Below are 19,680 nucleotides of genomic sequence, written 5' to 3' on the forward strand. Positions count from 1 at the left end.
TTTTTATACTCATTTGCATTTCGAAGCACTGCCTGCACAACAGCAATGCTCTCACCACGTAAAACTATGTCATCACCGCAAGAACATTGTTGCACACGAATAGAATGGTTTTGTAATGTTGAGGCGGCTTCGGCATTAATTGCACATTCAGTCGCACCTAAAAATATATCGTCAACAATATCTTTTGAACCGTATACAAAAACATCATCTAAATCAAGTAAGCTAACAGACGGAGCAAGCACATGTCCAAGTGAACGACCTGCTTCCTGTAGCATTGTCGTCCTGTCTAAAGGATTCTCATTAATTCTTCTTCGTAAGTTTGCTGCAGATATAAAAGTCTCTAAACAACCACGCTTACCACACGTGCATTGTGGACCATCTGGATCAACAACTACGTGACCGATTTCGCCTGCAGCATGATGACTCCCCAAAACGAGCGAATCATCGATTAACAATGCTGCGCCTACGCCAACAGCGATTTGAACAAAAATGCCAGTTGCTCTGCCAGCTCCACAAAAACGTTCACCGATCAAAGCACTATTCGCATCATTATCTACCGTACAGAACTTACCAAAATGTTGTTGAAACATCTTGCGCAAAGGCACATTCTTCCACCCAAAATTCGCAGTTTCAACTACTACACCATCTTCATCAACAATACCTGGGACAGCAACACCAAAACCAAGTATATGTGAGGCACCATCAAGTAGTGACTCAGCCAAAGCAATTACAGTTTCAGGCGTAATAGCAGTAATTTTATCAAAGGATTTTTCAACTCTAGTTACAATTTCACCGCGTAAATTCATTACAGCAGCTTGCAACAAAAATGGCATTGATAAGTCCAGAACAACCACATTCCAATATTGATCATCTACACTTACTAAAGTTCCTTTTTTACCAGGTCGCGTTGGTTGTTCATATCCATTTTCCATCAGAAAGTGTTTATCTAACATGTCAGACACGACTTCGCACGCAGCAACTCGCGATAATCCAGTTTTCCTACCAATTTGTGCTCTAGACATAGGACATGATGAAAAAATTTGTCCAAAAACCATCATGCGATTATTGATTCGTACATCAGCGGGTTCATGTTTTTTAGTAACTGTCATAGAAGGTGATAGAAAGCAAGACAAGGCATTATCATCAGTTGTTCCAAACATGACACTCCTCAAGTATAGGGCTGTTGCAGCATACTGAAAGTAAGTACTACATCGTACCATCCCACCAATAGGCCAAATCATCAGGAAAAATGTTGTCAGCACATGTACTCACAACAAAATTTCACAATAAACTATATTGTACACTCTCAACCATTGTAGCCAGCTGTAACACATACGCGCTAGGCATAATTACCATAATTATTAACAATAATTTCATCCCAATATACACACAAGTGTTTGTATATTTCTTGGACTTTACAACAAATAAATAATTTGTTAAGATAGTTAACATTGAATGTTCCTACGACATAGATGCCGCCGGCAATCAATACACAACTCGTCAAAGTCGACAAGTAAAGCTTCAAAGAAAGGAAGCGCCATGCATAGTGGAAAGAAAATTATTGGCATCATTGCAGCAGCGAGCGCCGCTCTACTATCGCTTGCTGGATGCGGTAACACCAATAACTCGAGTTCATCAGCGCAAGTTGATACTAAAACACCTGTTAACCTCACTGTGTGGACTGGTAATACAACACCAACAAAAGCAGCAGCAGCAATATTTGAAAAGAAATATCCAAACGTAAAAATTAAAGTAGAAACTGTAACAGACGCTTATCAGGCTCTGGATACAGCCATTCAAGCTGGATCGGGAATTCCAGACGTTATGGAATTTGAGTACTTGACAGTTCCTTATTTCGCAATTCAAAACAAACTTGTAGATTTAAGCACTCTTGGCGCAAATAATGATAAAGGCACATTTGTGAAAGGCGCATGGCAGGACATCAGCTTCAACAATAAGCCATACGCAATTCCAATGGATTACGGTCCAAGCGTTATGTTCTACAATAAGGCAATATTAGAAAAAGCAGGAGTAAGCAAAGTACCAGAAACTTGGGAAGAATATTACCAAGCAGCTAAGAAAGTAAAAGCGCTCGGAGACAAGTACTACATAACAAATGACGCAAGCGATATCTTCACATTGCTATCTCTTGTATGGCAAGCTGGAGGGCATCCATTTAAGGTGAACGGAACCACTGCTCATATTAACGTAAAAGATCCAAAGATGCAGGAAGCTGTATCTTACTATCAGAAGATGATTCAAGAAGGATTGATTGCAACTAATATCAAAACTTGGTCCGATGATTGGAACAGAGCTTTAAACGATGGAACTATTGCCACACAAATCATAGGAGGATGGTTCACCTCTAGCATTAAAGATCGCGCTCCAAAACAAGCTGGAAACTTCCGTGTTGCCCCTATGCCTCAATGGAAAGCGGGCGAACAGTTGAGCGCAGAAAACGGCGGCTCTGGCTTTGCTATTCCAGCGAAAGCAAAGAATCATCAATGGGCTTGGAAATTCTTGCACTTCCTTGCCTACGATAAGGAAGGCGTAAAAGCACGCGTTGATGCTGGAGTATTCCCTCCAAATGTTTCCGTACTTAAGAATAACGAATTCCTCTCTTCTACTGACCCTTACTTCGGAGACCAGAAGTACCGTGAGCCTATTGCCGATTCAGCTCAAAAAGTAGGAGAAGGATGGCAGTACCTTCCGTTCATGGAAAAAGTGCGTGATCTATATGGTGACAATATGGATTATGCAAAAGTAGCCAAAGGCGAATCACTGCAAACTCAGCTAGAAAACTGGGCTAAGCTGTGCATCGACTATGGAAACAAACAGGGCTTCACAGTAAGCAAATAATGTTTACTAATAATAGCAAATAAACTCATTACCATTTAAGGTGCTGTTGGTGCTACAACACCAACAGCACCTAATTTAACTGAAAAGTTTTTACATTGGGGGAAAGCAATGATATTGAACACTTCTAAAAATAAACGAGCGAATTTAACACGGCAACGCAATGGAATTAAACGCGAAGGAGCTGCTGGTTGGATGTTCGTGCTTCCATTTTTGCTTCTCTTTACCTTCGTGTTTATTATTCCACTTGTATACTCGATGTACATTAGTTTCTTTGGACACCAATTAATTGGCGGAACCGTGTTTGTCGGCGCAAAAAACTATCTCGAACTTTTGAGAGATCCACTATTGTGGCAGGGTATTGCACGCGTCCTCATATTTACAGCAATCCAAGTCCCTCTAATGTTAATAATTTCCATTTGTCTAGCGCTTGCTATCGATTCGAAACGTCTATATGGTACAAACTGGTGCAGAATCTCAATATTCATTCCATACGCTGTTCCTGGTGTTATCTCCACATTAATGTGGGGGTTCATCCTTGGAACTAGGTATGGTCTGTTCAAGAATTTTAATGAGATATCTCATACTGATATAAATCCATTTTCTCCTTCATTTATCATGATTTCTATCGGAGTAATGATTAGCTGGGCTGCTATTGGATATAACATGCTCATCTTCTATTCTTCATTAAAGGCTATTTCACCAGATCTTTACGAAGCTGCTGTAATTGACGGCGCAAGCTATCGCCAAATAGATCGTTATATCAAGCTTCCAGAGATTAGAGGCTCACTGGCTATAACTACTATCTTCTCAATAATAGGTAGTGTACAGCTTTTCAACGAGCCGCAAATTTTGTCAAAAATGGTTGGAGGCACTGGCATTACAACCAGTTGGACACCAAACTTATACATTTACAATCTAGCTTTTGGTGACTCTTCACAGGGATATGCTGCTGCAGCAGCATTGATTATGGCAATTATTGTCATTGTCGTTACATTTACGATTCAAATTCGCAATATGCGCAAAAATGTCACCGCTGATTAACCATAGACGAAATATGCAACGAAGCATCCAAAAGGAAGAACAAATGATTAATACAACAAAATCATCAAATAATCAGGCAGCGATGCCTCCACTCACGAGGTTCTACACTGTTGAACATCCAAAGAAGAGTCCAATGATGACATTCTGGGTGTATCTATATCTATTATACGCTCTCGTTCCATTTGTTTGGCTATTCATAAATGCTACAAAAACTAAGGCTGATTTTGCTTCTACATTCGGTCTATCATTTGGATCCTCATTCGCTCTATGGGACAACATAGTAGAGGTATTTACATATAACAATGGCATTTTCGCACGATGGATTCTAAATACGGTCCTATACACAATAATTGGCACTATCATTTCTGTATTGTTTGCAACTATGGGAGGATATGCTCTAGCAAAACTCAATTTTAAAGGCAAACACTTTATTTTGCTAACCATCTTAGGATCTATGGCAATTCCAGGAGTACTCCTTGTAGTTCCACAGTTCTTGATTTTCTCGCAGCTTGGTTTAACAAACACTCCTTGGGCTGTAATAATTCCATCTCTACTAAACCCATTTGGTCTATATTTAATGTGGACATTTTCAGGGCAAAGTGTTCCAACTTCTCTTATAGAAGCAGCACGTATCGATGGTGCTGGAGAAGGACGCATTTTCTTCCAAGTTGCATTACCACTTATGAAACCATCATTGGTAACAGTGTCATTGTTCGCATTTGTTTCTATTTGGTACAATTACTTCCTTCCATTGATAATGCTGAAAGACTCTAAATGGTATCCATTGGCATTAGGTCTTGCACAGTGGAATGCTCAAGGCAATGAAGGTGGCAATATGCCTATTATTCCAAACCTAGTCATTACCGCATCTTTGCTAGTCGTATTCCCACTGATTCTGCTCTTCTTGGCATTGCAACGCTACTGGCAATCAGGCTTAGCAATTGGAGCGACAAAAGGGTAACCAGCTAAATCTGCTTTTATTGCTTCTGACAGTTTTATGCTGTCAGAAGCATAATTAATCTATACGTATTCTTAACTTTTACTAACACGATTTGGAGCATGTAATGGCTAGGCCATCTATTTATAATGACAATACTTGTTGGGATGAGCCAACATATACTTGCATATCTTCCAACTATGCAAAAACTGATTGGATAACAAATCCTCAGGTTTTTGCCGTTAACACTATTTCAGCGCATTCACATCATCATTACACAATAAATGACACCACACCAATACAGTCACTTAATGGAACGTGGGAAGTAAAGCTACTTTCTTCCCGCGTATTCAACCCTGAAAACTTAGATGAGGATATTAAAAATTACGAAGATTCTTCATATCAAACAATCTCAGTTCCATCTCACTTACAGATGAACGGTCTATTAAAACCGCAATACGTTAACGTTCAATACCCTTGGGATGGTCATGAGGACGTTAAAGCACCAAATGTTCCTTCCTTAAATCATGTGGCAATTTATAAGAAACATTTTGTTTTACAAAATAATCTTAAACAGATTTTGAACGAAGAATGTAAAGCTACTATTACCTTCCATGGAGCACAAACAGCTATTTATGTATGGATTAACGGAAAGTTTGTTGGATATAGTGAAGACTCTTTTACGTCGAGTGAATTTGATATTACTCAATTTTTAAAAGATTCTGAAAATAGTATTGTTGTAGCGTGCTACGAATTTTCTAGCGCATCATGGCTAGAGGATCAAGATTATTGGAGACTACACGGAATTTTCCGTTCCGTTGAACTGTGTGCACATCCTTCCACCCATGTATCAAATCTTCATGTTGATGCAGATTATAGCAATGATACAAATACTGGGAAACTCGCATTCAGAGCAAACATAGAAGGAGACAATTTAAAAGATATTACACTGCATACTTACATTACAAATCATAAATACAGCAACGATAAATTCACAAATAATAATGAGATTTTGTGGGACTGCACGCTACCTGCACAAACGATTACTGAACTAAAACAGACTACTATTACTAAAGCACTACCTTGGAGTGCTGAATACCCTGCGCTATATGACTTACATATTGATGTTGTAAGCAAAGAATCAAATATTATTGAACATGTAGTGCAGCCGATTGGTTTTAGACATTTTGATATTGAAAACGGCATAATGAGATTAAACGGAAAACGCATTATTTTCAAAGGCGTAAACCGTCATGAATTTAATTGCGACAGAGGCCGAGCAATAACATATGATGACATGGTTTCCGATGTGATTTTTTGTAAGCAACACAATATAAACGCTGTACGAACTTCTCACTATCCTAATCAAGATGCTTGGTACGATTTATGCGACGAATATGGGCTATATATTATTGACGAGACTAATTTAGAGACACATGGAACGTGGTCAGATGGGCACGGAAACATAACTCCAGAATGCGCTATTCCTGGAAGTAGAGACGAATGGCGTGCCGCGTGCGTAAATCGCGTCGATAACATGATTCAACGCGATTACAATCACCCTTGTGTGCTGATTTGGTCTCTCGGAAACGAATCCTTTGGTGGAGACGTATTTCGTTCTATGTATCATCATGCTCATGCTCTAGATGCACATCGCCCAGTGCATTACGAAGGTCAGACTATGGATAAGTCTTGGCGCGATACTAGCGACATTGAAACACGCATGTATGCTCACGCAGATGAAATAGAAAAATACGTGTCAAACAACCCAGATAAACCTTATATATCTTGCGAATACATGCATGCTATGGGGAATTCATTGGGAAACATGAACGAGTATGTTGCTCTTGAAAAGTATCCGCATTACCAAGGTGGTTTTATTTGGGATTTCATCGATCAGGCAATAAAACAAACCCTACCAGACGGAACCACGCATTTGGCATATGGTGGCGACTTTGATGATCGACCTACCGATTATGAATTCTGTGGCAACGGTCTATTATTCGCAGATAGAAAACCAAGTCCTAAGGCCATTGAGGCTAAACAACAATATGCAAATATAAGACTATATCCAAACGAAAATGGTGTTCGAATAGAAAATCATCAGCTTTTCATGAATACTGAAAATTACGTATTCTTGGCAAAATTACGCGTTGACGGCAAAATTATGTGGTCTCAACCATATACGTGTAATGTGGAACCTGAAAATGATTTTGAAATGCCCATAGAGTGGCCATTAGAACAGTATCAAAGCAGTGGGGAAGAAATTACTTTTGAAGTTTCGTGCACGCTTGCAAAATCTACACGTTGGGCACAAAAAGGATACGAATTATCGTTCGGACAATACACAATATTAACTAAAAATTCAGAATCACAAGCTAAGCAAATATCAAATGCACGATTACATAAAGATGGCACTGTTACTATTGGACGCTGGAACGCAGGAACACGTAACTCTTCGATCGAAACGCTTTTTTCATATTCACAATGCGGGCTTATTTCATACCGTCTTGGCGAACGAGAATTTGTGATTAAACGTCCTTTGATCACTACATTCCGAGCACTAACAGACAATGACCGCGGTTGCAAGCATGGTTTTGAGCGTGCTCAATGGGCTGTAGCAGGTAAATATGCTAAATGCGTAGATCAAACAGCTGAGAAGCTCGACGACAATACGCTACAAATTGTATACAAATATGAACTTGCTAACGCAGACCATACAACAGTGAATTTAACATATGTGTCTAAAACATCAGGAGATTTACACATTGAACTAAATTATGTTCCTTCTGGAAAAGATTTACCTTCCATTCCAGCATTTGGATTGGAATGGATGCTACCAATAGAATACAGCAACCTTGAATTCTACGGTATTGGTCCTGTTGAAACATATGCAGACCGCACCAGTGCGGGACGTTTAGGGATTTGGAAAACAAATGCTTTTGACGATTTTATGCCATATCTTGTTCCACAAGAAACTGGCAATCATGAAAAAGTAAGATGGGCAAACGTAACAGACGATTCTGGGCATGGCATGCGTATTCAGCGGCATAATAGTACTAGCAACTTCTGCGTAAGTTTACTTCCATACAGCAGCACTATGATAGAGGAAGCACAACATATAAGTGATTTAGGTGACTCAAAACATATGTTCTTGCGAATTCTTGCAGCACAAATGGGAGTCGGCGGCGATGATTCGTGGGGCTCGCCTGTGCATCCCGAATATCATTTGCCTGCCAATAAACCATATTCTCTAAATGTGGATTTGCAATTATTCTAACCCTCCCTCCTATAGCCAATACCGCTGATATAGTTACAAAAAAGTTTCTATGTCAGCGGTATTTTATTGCTATTGAAATAAATTTATATCAGAGTTTTCTTTTCTACTACTCGTCTTGTGCAACTAGTGGATAGCATGATTGAAGAGCTACATATTGACGAATACTAGTTATTCTCACAGTTAACGATACTGCACGAATCGCGTCAAAACGTAGAATTTTGCGATATCCTATGGCATGAACATCTGAAACATGATGATTTACTCCACATTCATCAACAACGTGAATTTCAGCTGTTTCAACGTGTTGTCCTTTACTAATATCTTCTTCAATAACTAAGCCATCAATATAAGTAGGTTCAGTAAATACCATACGAAAATCAATCGGCTTAGAAGATGACAATGCTGTACCCTGTTTTCTGTCAACCAAGTACTTTGGATTTCCTTCATATGTATTAGGACTTAAAACTTGTATTGATAATGCTTCATGATCTCGTAATTCGCGCCCATGGAATTTACGAATCTTATCGCCCAATTCTTTTAAAATTTTAACATCAGAATCTGCTAACAAACCATGACGTGTCGGTGGCACATTCAACAAAAGTGTTGAGTTACCCCCTACAGATTTACACCATATATCAAATAATTCATCAGAACTGCGAACATTATTATCCTCATTATCGTGATGGAACCAACCTTTGCGAATAGAGGTATCAACTTCTGCTGGATACCAAGCAAAATCGCCTTCGTAGTGTGCAAGCGCCTTACGAGACCCTAAATCTTCATCAGTAGACGCAAATTTGCGAGAGAACTTACCATCATCTGATTGTTGTGATTTTGAAGAGGTTAATTCAGCACTACGTAATTCTGTAGGTAATACGCTCCACTCATTAGAGCGCGTATGACCAGCTTCATTGCCGCACCAACGCACATCTGGACCGCAAACACTGATAACAGCATCTGGCTGCAGCGCCCGGACTGTATTATAGATTCGTTGCCAGTCATAAGTTTGCGTTTTACCATTCTCACCCTCGCCGCAAGCACCATCAAGCCATACGGAAAAAATAGGACCATAGTGCGTTAGCAATTCAACAAGTTGATTAATATAAAAATCGTTGTAAACTTTGCCAGTGCCATATGATGATTCTGTACGATCCCATGGTGAAAGGTATACGCCAAATTTCATATTATGTCGATAAGCTGATTCACTAACTTCGCGCACAATATCTCCTTTTCCATTTTTATATGGAGAGGACGCAATGGTATGCTTGGTGTACTTTGAAGGCCACAAGCAAAAACCATCATGATGCTTGCAAGTTAGAATCACGCCGGTCATACCTGCCGATTGTAGAGCATCAAGCCACTGGTCAACATCTAAATTATCTGGATTGAATATCTTCGGATCTTCGTGACCAAGCCCCCATTCACGATCTGTCATAGTATTCATTCCAAAATGAATAAAACCATACATTTCCATGCGCTGCCAAGAAATTTGACGTGCTGTAGGCCTTACATTTGCTAAATAATCCTCATTCATGCTGCCACCCTGCTTTAGCGATCAATGCAACTTCACATCGAACAATCAATTGTTTACTATATTAACAAAAAACAAGGATGTGCGCCAGTTAAATCATTATCCGCATATTCAAAAAGCAGTATTCTAAAGTCTTTCAGACATAAAAAATCCCCATGCACAAATAGGCATAAACACTAAATACACATGGGGATACACTAACAGAATAGACTAATTATATACACCTATAATGGCTATTTTTGTCGCACTTTCCTACTATGTCTAACAAGTAAATGAAAAGCAAAAAATGTTAACGAAAGCACCGAGACGCCAGTCACACTACTACCTCCAGCAACCAACATGCCACGAGAGCACTTCTCACGTTTTTGACACAAGCCATTCTTACGAATAGTAGGCTGCTTATTTTCGCTCATTCTCAGTCCACTGACATTCGAATCACTTGAACCATAAGAATTATCCGACTGTCTTGAATCAGTAGAAACACCACCTGAATCATGAACAGACGGACCAGACATAGACTTATTCCGCTTAGCCTTTGACATACCATCATGATTATCACCAGACTCCAACGTCACACTTGGACCATAAGAATTATCCAACTGTCTTGAATCAGTAGAAACACCACCTGAATCAAGAACAGACGAACCATGCTTAGATTTTGGAGTCTTCTTTTGCTCAGTCTTAGAAATCACTTTAATTTCACTAATAGTTGGACTACCCGGATGCCCATTATACATATCAACATTCGGATATACCTCATCTATCTGCACACGCAATTCGCTAGCATATTGAGAATTCTCGAAATTGATATCACTGAGATCTTCCTTTGCAGCATTATCTTTTCCATATATTCTTTTCCATGAGCTCTCACTATACGCTGAACGATCACACTGATTTTTTGTCCATAAGGAGAATTTTTTAATGCGATGGTTCACGTTACCCTCAACAAATTCTTCAATTTGCACAGCATCGAACTTAGCATTGCACCCTAATGTGATATCAAGCGTCACTGGATAATTTGGATTATCTGGAGCTGCCCAACGCGTAGATATGTCACCGTCAGTTAAGGATTTAGCAGCATACTCCGGCTCAGTACGTGATTGACTTGCTATAACATTCTTATCTTTCGCAATGTTCTTTGGTTCTATATCCTCAATTTTTTTACGTTCATAAGCTGCGTTATTTTCCAACCAATACAGCAATCGAGCACGACCTCCGCCAACACGTTCTAGTTTTACATCCTGCTCATCATCACCATCTTTAAGCGGAACTGTCTTAGCTATGTATGTACGCGGATCAACCTGCATGAGTATTGCATTTCTAGAAGGTCTTTTTACAGTAAGCGTGATATCCTGTGCCGTTTCAGCATAAGAACCATTATCATTACGTGTTGATAAATAATATGATGGATAGCGAGTATCACCAGTTAAAGCATTAACTACCAACAATGCCTTTGGTGCATATTTACTTTCACCAAAAATCTTTTTACGAATTTCCTCATTAAGATCTTTTAGTGTTGAGAAATGACCGACAAGCACATCTCCAGGTTTTCCGTTATTAACAGTTCCGACATTCTTTACGGTAATCTTTTGCAACCCAAATTCTGCATTCGCTAGCTTTCCCTCCGTGCTGTCAAAAGCTCCCATACGGAATCCCTGAATATTCGGAGCAGATGCACGATCTGCATATACGCCAGATTTCAATCCTGCATACTCATTATTCATTGCAACCAAGTATTTCCCAAGGCCCTGCACATCTTTGAAAATGCTAGAAAACTCGTAGAAGCTTCGCGTTGGAGCTCCATCTTGGTCAATAATCGAACTGCGATCATAAGCATTATATTCCATACGGAATAGCCCAAACCATTTTTGGCCAGTAGCTAATCCTATCATAGGAACAATCGACTTTTGAGAAGCAGAAACATTAGCATCCCAGTTGTAATCTAAATATTGTCCAAATAGAACTGGCTGACTGCAATCACCTGTCAAACCCTCTAGGGCTGCTTGTCTCTGAGAAGTCCATAGCTTATTCTGCAACATGTTTGCCACAATTTTACTTGGCTTTGGACCTTGACCTGCACCATAATAATATGTATCCCACGAAACAAGATCAGGCTTTGCTGTTTTGACAAAATGACTCATATTGGAATGCGTTTCCCAACCAAGACCAAGAGCTTGATTAGAATGCACTATTGCCCCAGGATACCTATTCTTAGACCAACTGAACCATCGATTAAATTTCTGTACTTCACTTTCGCTATAACCTCCCTCATCACCATATTGAATATCAACAAGACTATTAGCATATGGCTTCATTTCTTCAGTCAAAAAATCTTTAGGTACACTATTTTCACCCATACTATTGCCACCCTTTGGAGCTTTAGCAAGTGACCAAGGCACACCTTTCCCTAATTGCCGCATCAATGGAGCATTAAATAAAGGCTTATCATAGAACATAGGGAACGATCCGCCAGTTAAACGGCGTTCTGCATCGTTATAAACTCCACGCCCATAGCCTTCAGAAGGTACCCAAGTTGGCAATAATACACCGTATTGCAATGCCAATGCTTGTGCACGATTCACACCATATTTATTTTCATTTGCATTAAAACTGGTATATTTAGGTTTTTCATCAGGTACTTTAATTTCTTTTGGATTCTGACCCTCAGGCAACCCCCACACTTCTACTTCTTCCAATCTCATCCCAGTGGCACCTATTCCGTTTTGCTGTGGATCGTGAATTTTGGGCTTGTTAAGCCACACACGTATATCTTGTGTTTTATGATAACCGTTCAAATCCCAATACCATAAGCCATCACTATCACGCGTAAGGCTTGCATTGGTGACAACCGTATTCCAATTGTCACCAGCTTTGACATCAATAGCAACAGAATGCCCTCCTTGCCACCCAGGGGAGCCAGCTGGCATGGTCGGCCAACCATAAGCTTGTATACGTCCTACATAACGAGGGCTATTTAAATGAATTGTAAAACCAGTTGATTTGTTAGACCATTCAGCGCTATCTTTCAAACTCGTAGTATTCCAAGAAGTGGCACGCATACCATCCGTAACAATTAGATTGTCATTATCATTTGCACCATTTATCTTCACAGTTGCATTAATTTTTTCATTGCCACGGAAATCTGTGTCAACCTTTGTCACATTTACAACATATGTACTTGCAGCATTACCAACAACAACTTTTGCAACTATAGCATTAACACCTTTTGTTAACGGAATGCCCGATACTCTTCCATCAGAATCCACCTTGCGGCCATTGATAGTAGCCGTAGCCCCAGTGGGCAACTTAACTCTGGCAGACACAGAGGTTGTATGATAGTATGCAGTAGATTCATAAGTATATTGCGATGGACTGAAAGTAACTGGCTTACCAGGAGCACCAAATGGCAATTGATCAATGAAGAAATCAATAGGCGCAGCTGTTGCATCACCCCGTCCTTGTTTCTTCATATGTTCAACTGGTAAACATGGAACAAGTTTGATGTCTGAAGCCGACATATCTTTTTTGCTACTATCAACTGCTTTAAAACCAACCAACGTCAATATTGGCTTATTGGTAGATTTAAACGAGATAATTTGCGGCTCATTGATACCTTTTAAACCACCAGTTGCAATCAATTCGCCATTATTAAATTTCGTTTGATGAACTTTAGAACGCCAATTAATATCTTTCTTATCAGATGGATTTCCTGGATCTTTATCGAATGCAAAAACACTATAAACACCTGGCGCATTCGAATTACCTTGCACTGATTCATACGATGGCCGCGCAGTATACTGAATTCCACAAACCTCTCTATTAGTATTATTTTTTATAGCGAGAATGTGTGGGAAATTATCGTATCCACCTTGCCATTTTGTTGTCCAAAACGTTTTAGCACTATCCACGCTCCCATCGCTATCAGTAAGCGCAGAAATGGTACCATTTGGCTTTTTCTCACCATTTTTTTCTTCAGAACTTGCCCACAGTATTGAGGGATGGAATGGATCAATTGAATCTTCCTGTGGCACTGAAGCTTGTGCAATCATCGGACTAGCCATACTGATCGACAAAGCAAATATTGCGCCGCCTTGCAACAATCGTCGAAACTTCATGGGATTCCTTTCTTCATTAAGCCAGCCATCCACATCTCTTCATCGAAATGTAAATATGTGTACCTCAAACAAAGATAAAATCGATAAAAACGCACACACATTTGTGCGGTTAATGCACAAATGACTGAATTACATACGGGCTGCCATCGCTGCCAGCCACAGTTATAAATAATCAAGAGCAACAATATGCATCGCATATACGTATTGTTTACACTCATTATAATAACCAGAATTAATTGTATACTAAGTTAACAAAAAACACCATACACTCAAAACCACAAGTTTTATCAATACACAACTAAAAACACTGCAGCGCAAAATAAGAAATTACAAAAATCTTATTTACAACAATGCAGTGTTAAAAAATACTCTAATCAGAATCTCTGGTGGGGTTTATTGGTATAAGGGTTATTTATTCTCCAGCGAAAACCACACCTTTTCGAAGCATAATATTCGCATATTGAGCACGTTCACCAGTAGCAACCACACAATACGCATTCTTCGCTTCATCATAAAATGCAAAACGCTCCAAGGTTCCTATGGTATTAGCGCCGCGCTTATCAAAACCAGAAATAATATCTTCATAGTCTTTCCAAATTGGAGTTTCACAAGAATCCCCTGGAACAACTTCCATAAGAGTAACTGGCTTAGATGTGTACTGGTCAAGAGGCATAAGCTTCAATATCGCTTTTAGCAATTCTGAAGTACCATGACCATCACAACGAACAACAATTGCATCTTTTCCTACCGATTCGGTTGGAAAATTTCCATCTGCCAAAACCAAAACGTCTCCATGTCCCATTTCGCAAAGTACTTTCAATAATTCTGGCGATATAATGGGATCAATGCCCTTTAACATAGAAATCTCCTTTGATTTACACAATAACTATTTCCGTTAGTTGACAATCATTGGCAACTAATAGGTTGAATAATATCACACGATATTAATAAAAAATTCCATAATTATAGCAAAATATTCTTTGCTGATTAAAGAAAAATATGAACTAACGAGTGAATTCAACTAGCCCAAACACTAGCGTCTTGGTCATCTTCATCAATATCGCGAGTCATAGGAGACGAAGTGGAATACGTGTATTCATCATCTACCACACCAGAATCAGCATCCGCATTAATCGCTGCCAAAACACGCTTGTCCATCTTATATTGCGGTAAAACGTTCTTAATATAGCTTGTTACAGCGTCTTGCATAGAAACATCATGCCCAACGCGTTCCGCCATAAACCAACGATGATCTAATACTTCATGGAAGAACTGTGCAGGTTGGATTTGCGATCTAAACTCAGCAGGAATCATGCGTACCGTAGGCTCAAACACCTCACGCATCCAATCAGTAGCAACAATCTCCAACTCTTCGCCCTGGCGCCACGTAGACGTACGATAAGCATCTAAATCATTAAGAAGCCTACGAGCCTGATTCTCCTGAACATCAAGACCAGTCAAACGAAGTAGCTTACGTGAAGCATAACCAGCATCCACAACTCGTGGACGAACCAACACTCTTCGCCCATCCACAGAAGTCTTCATTTCCAACTCGTCAACATAAAAACCAAGCTCATTAAGCCTATTGACTCGTCTTTCAATACGCCACATTTCGTCTGGGCTAAATTTGTCCACATCTGTAAGCGTGCTCCAAAGAGAATGATAACGGTCAACTAGCCTATCTCCAATGCTAATCTCATCAACCTCACCAGGCAAAAGTTGACCAGAACTTAAATCCATTAGTTCGCCAATTATGTTTGTGCGAGCTAAATCAATATCGTATTCACGCTGACCTTCTGTAAGGCTTCCATGCAAATCACCTGTTTCAGCATCAACTAGAAATGCTGTAAAAGCGTCCGCGTCTCTTAAAAATAGAACGTTAGAAAGAGAAACATCTCCCCAATAGAATCCCGAAAGATGCAGACGAACCATAAGCACAGCAAGCGCATCAATCAAACGCTCTGCAGTATCAGGTCTTAAGGTACGAGCAAACAGAGCGCGATATGGAAGAGAGAATTTAAGATGACGAGTTACCAGCATTGCCTCAAGCGGTTCACCGTTCTTATCTTTTCTACCAGCTACAACCGCTATAGGAGTAACGGTTGGAAGCTCCAATTTGCGCAAACGCCTTAAAAGCTCATATTCTCGTTCAGCAACTTGACGAGTAATTTCCTTCATTGCATACACTTCGTCACCTACGTGCACAAAGCGCACAACGTGCCTAGAGATACCGCGCGGCAAGTTTACAAAAAGATTCGTAGGCCATTGAGATAATGGAAGCTCCCACGGAAGCATAAACATTTGAGGATTAGAGCTTGCGGCAGTAATCTTCAAAGCTTGAGGCTCTGCAGAAGATACAGTTTCATCCTGCGCAGATACTGATGTTGCTTGCATAGCACGTGGATCCAATAAAGGAGTATCGTTCCATTCCATAAACTTTAATCTACCCGTTAAGTTCGAACGCCAATAATTGAATAATAAATCGCAATCAAATTATAACTAATCGCATTATAACTAATCGTAAATAATTCAAACGATGCGAAAACGGGGCTCGCGTAGCGAACCCCGCCATACCCTTATACAGAAATCTTGGGCACTTTAGACAAAGCACCCAAGAAAACAGCAATTAGTTCAAACGCAGCTCTGTAGAAGGTGCAAACAGGTGCATCTTGGATGGATCAATCTTGATCTTTACAGTGTCACCGACCTTTGGAAGCGCACGTGGATTCACGCGAATCGTTGTGAGCTTGTTCTGGTCGCTCATCATTGTAGACGCTTCTTCTGGAGAACCATCAGTGATGATGTTTCCGTAAATATAACCGTCAGAGCCAAGATCTTCCACGTTCACAACCTTCAAGGAGAAGGCATTTGGATCATCAGAAGTTGCCAAGCTTGCATCTTCTGGACGGAAGCCGACAATAATCTGACCCTTATCTTCTTCAGTAAGCTTATCAACAGCTTCTGCTGGAAGAGTGATGGAATCTTCGCCAATTTGAGCCTTGCCATCAACAACTGGATGCTGGTTGATGTTCATAGATGGGGAGCCAATGAAGCCTGCAACGAAGACGTTCGCTGGACGATCATAAAGCTCGGTAGGAGCACCAACCTGCTGCAAAACACCAAGCTTGATTACAGCAATACGATCACCCATTGTCAAAGCTTCAGTCTGATCGTGGGTCACGTAAAGGGTAGTGACGCCAAGCTGACGCTGCAATGCTGCAATCTGTGTACGAGTCTGTACACGAAGCTTTGCATCAAGGTTGGAAAGAGGCTCATCCATGAGGAAGACTTTTGGTTCACGAACAATTGCACGACCCATTGCCACGCGCTGACGCTGACCACCAGAAAGTGCCTTAGGCTTACGATCCAAGTACTCAGTCAAATCCAAAACCTCAGCAGCCTTTTCAACACGCTTGCGGATTTCTTCCTTACTTACGCCTGCAATCTTAAGAGCAAATCCCATATTGTCTGCAACAGTCATATGTGGATACAATGCGTAGTTCTGGAACACCATTGCAATATCGCGATCCTTTGGCTGCATTGTAGTAACATCTTGACCACCAATAAGAATGCGACCTTTGTTAACCTCTTCCAAACCAGCTAACATTCTCAATGTAGTTGACTTACCGCAACCAGATGGACCAACGAGTACAAGGAACTCGCCATCCTTAATAGTCATGTTCAAATCATCAACCGATGGCTTGTCATTGCCAGGGTAAATACGGGTGACATGATCAAATACAACTTCTGCCATGATATTTTCCTTTCATCGGCAGGTACGTGCCGAACGATCCGTTGTGAAGGGTGTGCACTCAAGACCCCAAGTCCTACGTCGGCGGCGTCAATCGTCCACATTTACTTACATGGTTCATTGAAGGTTCTCTTCGTTGAGCCATGCTCTAATATATCATGTTTATTTAGTAAAAACAGCAAAATTACAGTATTTTCTAGCATTTCGGCGTGTCGAACAGATAAATCACATATAAACAATGTTTAACAAACACGCATTAATATGCATTAAATATATAAACATTTGTTTATAAAATTTTGTATAAATTTTCCACCAAAACGCATAATTGGCATACTCTCCCATTACCATAATGCATTATGGAAGATGTGAGCATATTTGATTTGCGTTCTGGTCAAAACATTGGCGGATACACGCTAATTGAACGCTTAGGCGGAGGCGCTATGGGGTCTGTCTGGCGCGTTCACGATGATGGTGGCCAACTTTACGCAATGAAAATTCTGCGCGCATCTATGTTAGAAGATCAAAGTGAAGATTTAGATTCATTAGAAAACACTAATCCTCAAGAACAAGCAAGACTTAGACTTAAACGAGAAGCTCTAGCTTTACAAAAAATTCATCACGAAGGCGTGTGCTCAATAGTAGATATGGAGCTTGATGCTTCCATAGCCTTTATAGTTACAGAGCTAATTGATGGGCACAATCTTAAAGAAGATGTCGCTATTAATGGTCCATATGTCGCAGACGATTTAGAACGACTCGCTCATAAGCTAATCGATGCAGTAAAAGCTGTTCATAACGCTGGAATAATACACAGAGACATTAAGCCTACAAACGTTATGATTTCTACAACAGGACCAGTTTTAGTTGATTTTGGTATATCTATGGGTCAGGGCGAATCACATGTAACACGCACTGGTTTAGTTATGGGCACCCCTGGTTTTATTGCTCCAGAAATCATTGAAGGATCAGACTCTGACGAGATTACGGATTGGTGGAGTGTTGCTGCAGTTCTTGCTTTTGCTGCAACAGGAAAGCCTGTTTTTGGAACAAAACCAATAATGGCGGTTTTGGAAAGGGCAGCTTCAGGAAACGCTAATCTTAATGGACTCCCTATAAATACTATGCATGCATTTAGATCTGCATTGAGTCCTAAAAGAAGCGAACGCTGTACTCCCGAACAACTTGAGCAAGCTATTTACCAAGATGCGTTAAATCCCCTGTCTTTACAGGAATCTAACTACCCTTTTGACTATACGGCTGATGGGTTAACCGTACCTAATCAGCTAACACAAACTCGGATTATGTCAGAAAATCCTAGAAAAATGTGGGTTTCTGAAGATACTAAAAGAAGTGATTTTACAACAACTGTTAATACAACACGTTTTAATACAGATTCTGATGACTCTACAAAAATTGTTGATAGACAAAATTTCAATCAACAAGATGTTGATGAGCAGAATAATGTTTATCAAGATGAACAGGAATACGAGAATAAGCAAGAATACGCAAAAAATTCTGAACAGGGTAACATACATCCTAAAATAAGCAAATACATGTTTCGCGGAACATTTTTTTTAATAATATTTGCAATACTTTCCTCATCTATTTCAGTATTCTCTATTATTGACGCACTGTCTGCAAACATTATTCTTATGCTTGTTACAGCCACAATAGGATACAATGTTTGCGCGCAATTACGCAGACAATCCGCAAATGATTCGACCGGTGGAAAAGATTGGCTAATAAGAATCGGGAGTATACCTTGGCATTTTGTACGAGCGTCTATTTACACGATACCTAGATTAGTCACAATGATAATTACAGGTGTTATTGGCGCATACATCTACCCACTTATGATTCATGCAACTCCACAATTAATTAAATTCAAAATATGGTTTATTACCATACATTTTCCAACTTACTCTCCAGAGGTTTTCTCTCAAACATCAATTGGATATCTTATTGGTTTTATAGCAGGATGGATTATTGCTTTTATTTTAGGGAAAACTAAGATCTTCAGAATCGGGGCAGGAGCAATTCTCGGAGCGGGAAAAATCTCAAACGAGCAAGAAATATAGACAGTTGATACCGTCAACTAGACTATTCTGCAGATATTTTTATTCCACGAGAACATCACCAAATTTGCTTGTACAGAAACCTGTGAAG

At 39.9% G+C, this 19,680-nt stretch carries 11 protein-coding genes; 5 read left to right on the forward strand and 6 right to left on the reverse strand.

The window, feature by feature from the left end; all coding sequences use genetic code 11:
- A partial coding sequence (locus tag P0106_RS05835) for an ROK family protein (RefSeq protein ID WP_473730556.1) occupies window positions 1–1,160 on the reverse strand: 1,160 nt, incomplete at its 3' end.
- Window positions 1,161–1,539: 379 nt separating this feature from the next.
- On the opposite strand from P0106_RS05835, the gene P0106_RS05840 reads away from it, so the two are divergent.
- The 4 genes from P0106_RS05840 (at window position 1,540) to lacZ (ending at window position 8,117) form a co-directional block, all read left to right on the forward strand.
- Complete coding sequence (locus P0106_RS05840; RefSeq protein WP_004114086.1) at window positions 1,540–2,859, forward strand: ABC transporter substrate-binding protein; 1,320 nt, start codon at window positions 1,540–1,542, stop codon at window positions 2,857–2,859.
- Between the two features lie 108 nt (window positions 2,860–2,967).
- The gene (locus tag P0106_RS05845; RefSeq protein ID WP_004114084.1) at window positions 2,968–3,900 is read left to right on the forward strand and encodes a carbohydrate ABC transporter permease; all 933 of its coding nucleotides are present in this window, start codon (window positions 2,968–2,970) and stop codon (window positions 3,898–3,900) included.
- A 43-nt stretch (window positions 3,901–3,943) separates the two neighbouring features.
- Entirely contained in the window at window positions 3,944–4,861 is a 918-nt protein-coding gene (locus tag P0106_RS05850; protein WP_004114082.1) for a carbohydrate ABC transporter permease, read from the forward strand.
- Between the two features lie 103 nt (window positions 4,862–4,964).
- Complete coding sequence (gene lacZ / locus P0106_RS05855) at window positions 4,965–8,117, forward strand: beta-galactosidase, LacZ type (RefSeq protein ID WP_473730557.1); 3,153 nt, start codon at window positions 4,965–4,967, stop codon at window positions 8,115–8,117.
- Window positions 8,118–8,223: 106 nt separating this feature from the next.
- On the opposite strand, the gene P0106_RS05860 is transcribed toward lacZ, so the two are convergent.
- From P0106_RS05860 to P0106_RS05880, 5 genes are all read right to left on the reverse strand, one after another.
- Window positions 8,224–9,651, reverse strand: a complete 1,428-nt coding sequence (locus P0106_RS05860) for an alpha-L-fucosidase (protein WP_075038468.1) — start codon at window positions 9,649–9,651, stop codon at window positions 8,224–8,226.
- A gap of 230 nt (window positions 9,652–9,881) precedes the next feature.
- Window positions 9,882–13,763: a discoidin domain-containing protein gene (locus P0106_RS05865; RefSeq protein ID WP_004137732.1), complete on the reverse strand. Its 3,882-nt coding sequence runs from the start codon at window positions 13,761–13,763 to the stop codon at window positions 9,882–9,884.
- 412 nt (window positions 13,764–14,175) lie between these two features.
- The gene (locus P0106_RS05870) at window positions 14,176–14,622 is read right to left on the reverse strand and encodes an RbsD/FucU family protein (protein WP_004114069.1); all 447 of its coding nucleotides are present in this window, start codon (window positions 14,620–14,622) and stop codon (window positions 14,176–14,178) included.
- A gap of 158 nt (window positions 14,623–14,780) precedes the next feature.
- The gene (locus P0106_RS05875; RefSeq protein ID WP_004114068.1) at window positions 14,781–16,196 is read right to left on the reverse strand and encodes a DUF4032 domain-containing protein; all 1,416 of its coding nucleotides are present in this window, start codon (window positions 16,194–16,196) and stop codon (window positions 14,781–14,783) included.
- 193 nt (window positions 16,197–16,389) lie between these two features.
- Window positions 16,390–17,517 (reverse strand): ABC transporter ATP-binding protein, encoded by a 1,128-nt coding sequence (locus P0106_RS05880; protein WP_004114066.1) that lies wholly within the window; start codon window positions 17,515–17,517, stop codon window positions 16,390–16,392.
- 353 nt (window positions 17,518–17,870) lie between these two features.
- Between P0106_RS05880 and P0106_RS05885 the strand changes: the two genes are divergently transcribed.
- Window positions 17,871–19,592: a serine/threonine-protein kinase gene (locus tag P0106_RS05885; RefSeq protein ID WP_004116436.1), complete on the forward strand. Its 1,722-nt coding sequence runs from the start codon at window positions 17,871–17,873 to the stop codon at window positions 19,590–19,592.
- Window positions 19,593–19,680 lie beyond the last annotated feature (88 nt).

The sequence above is a fragment of the Gardnerella sp. c11Ua_71 genome (assembly GCF_055818025.1).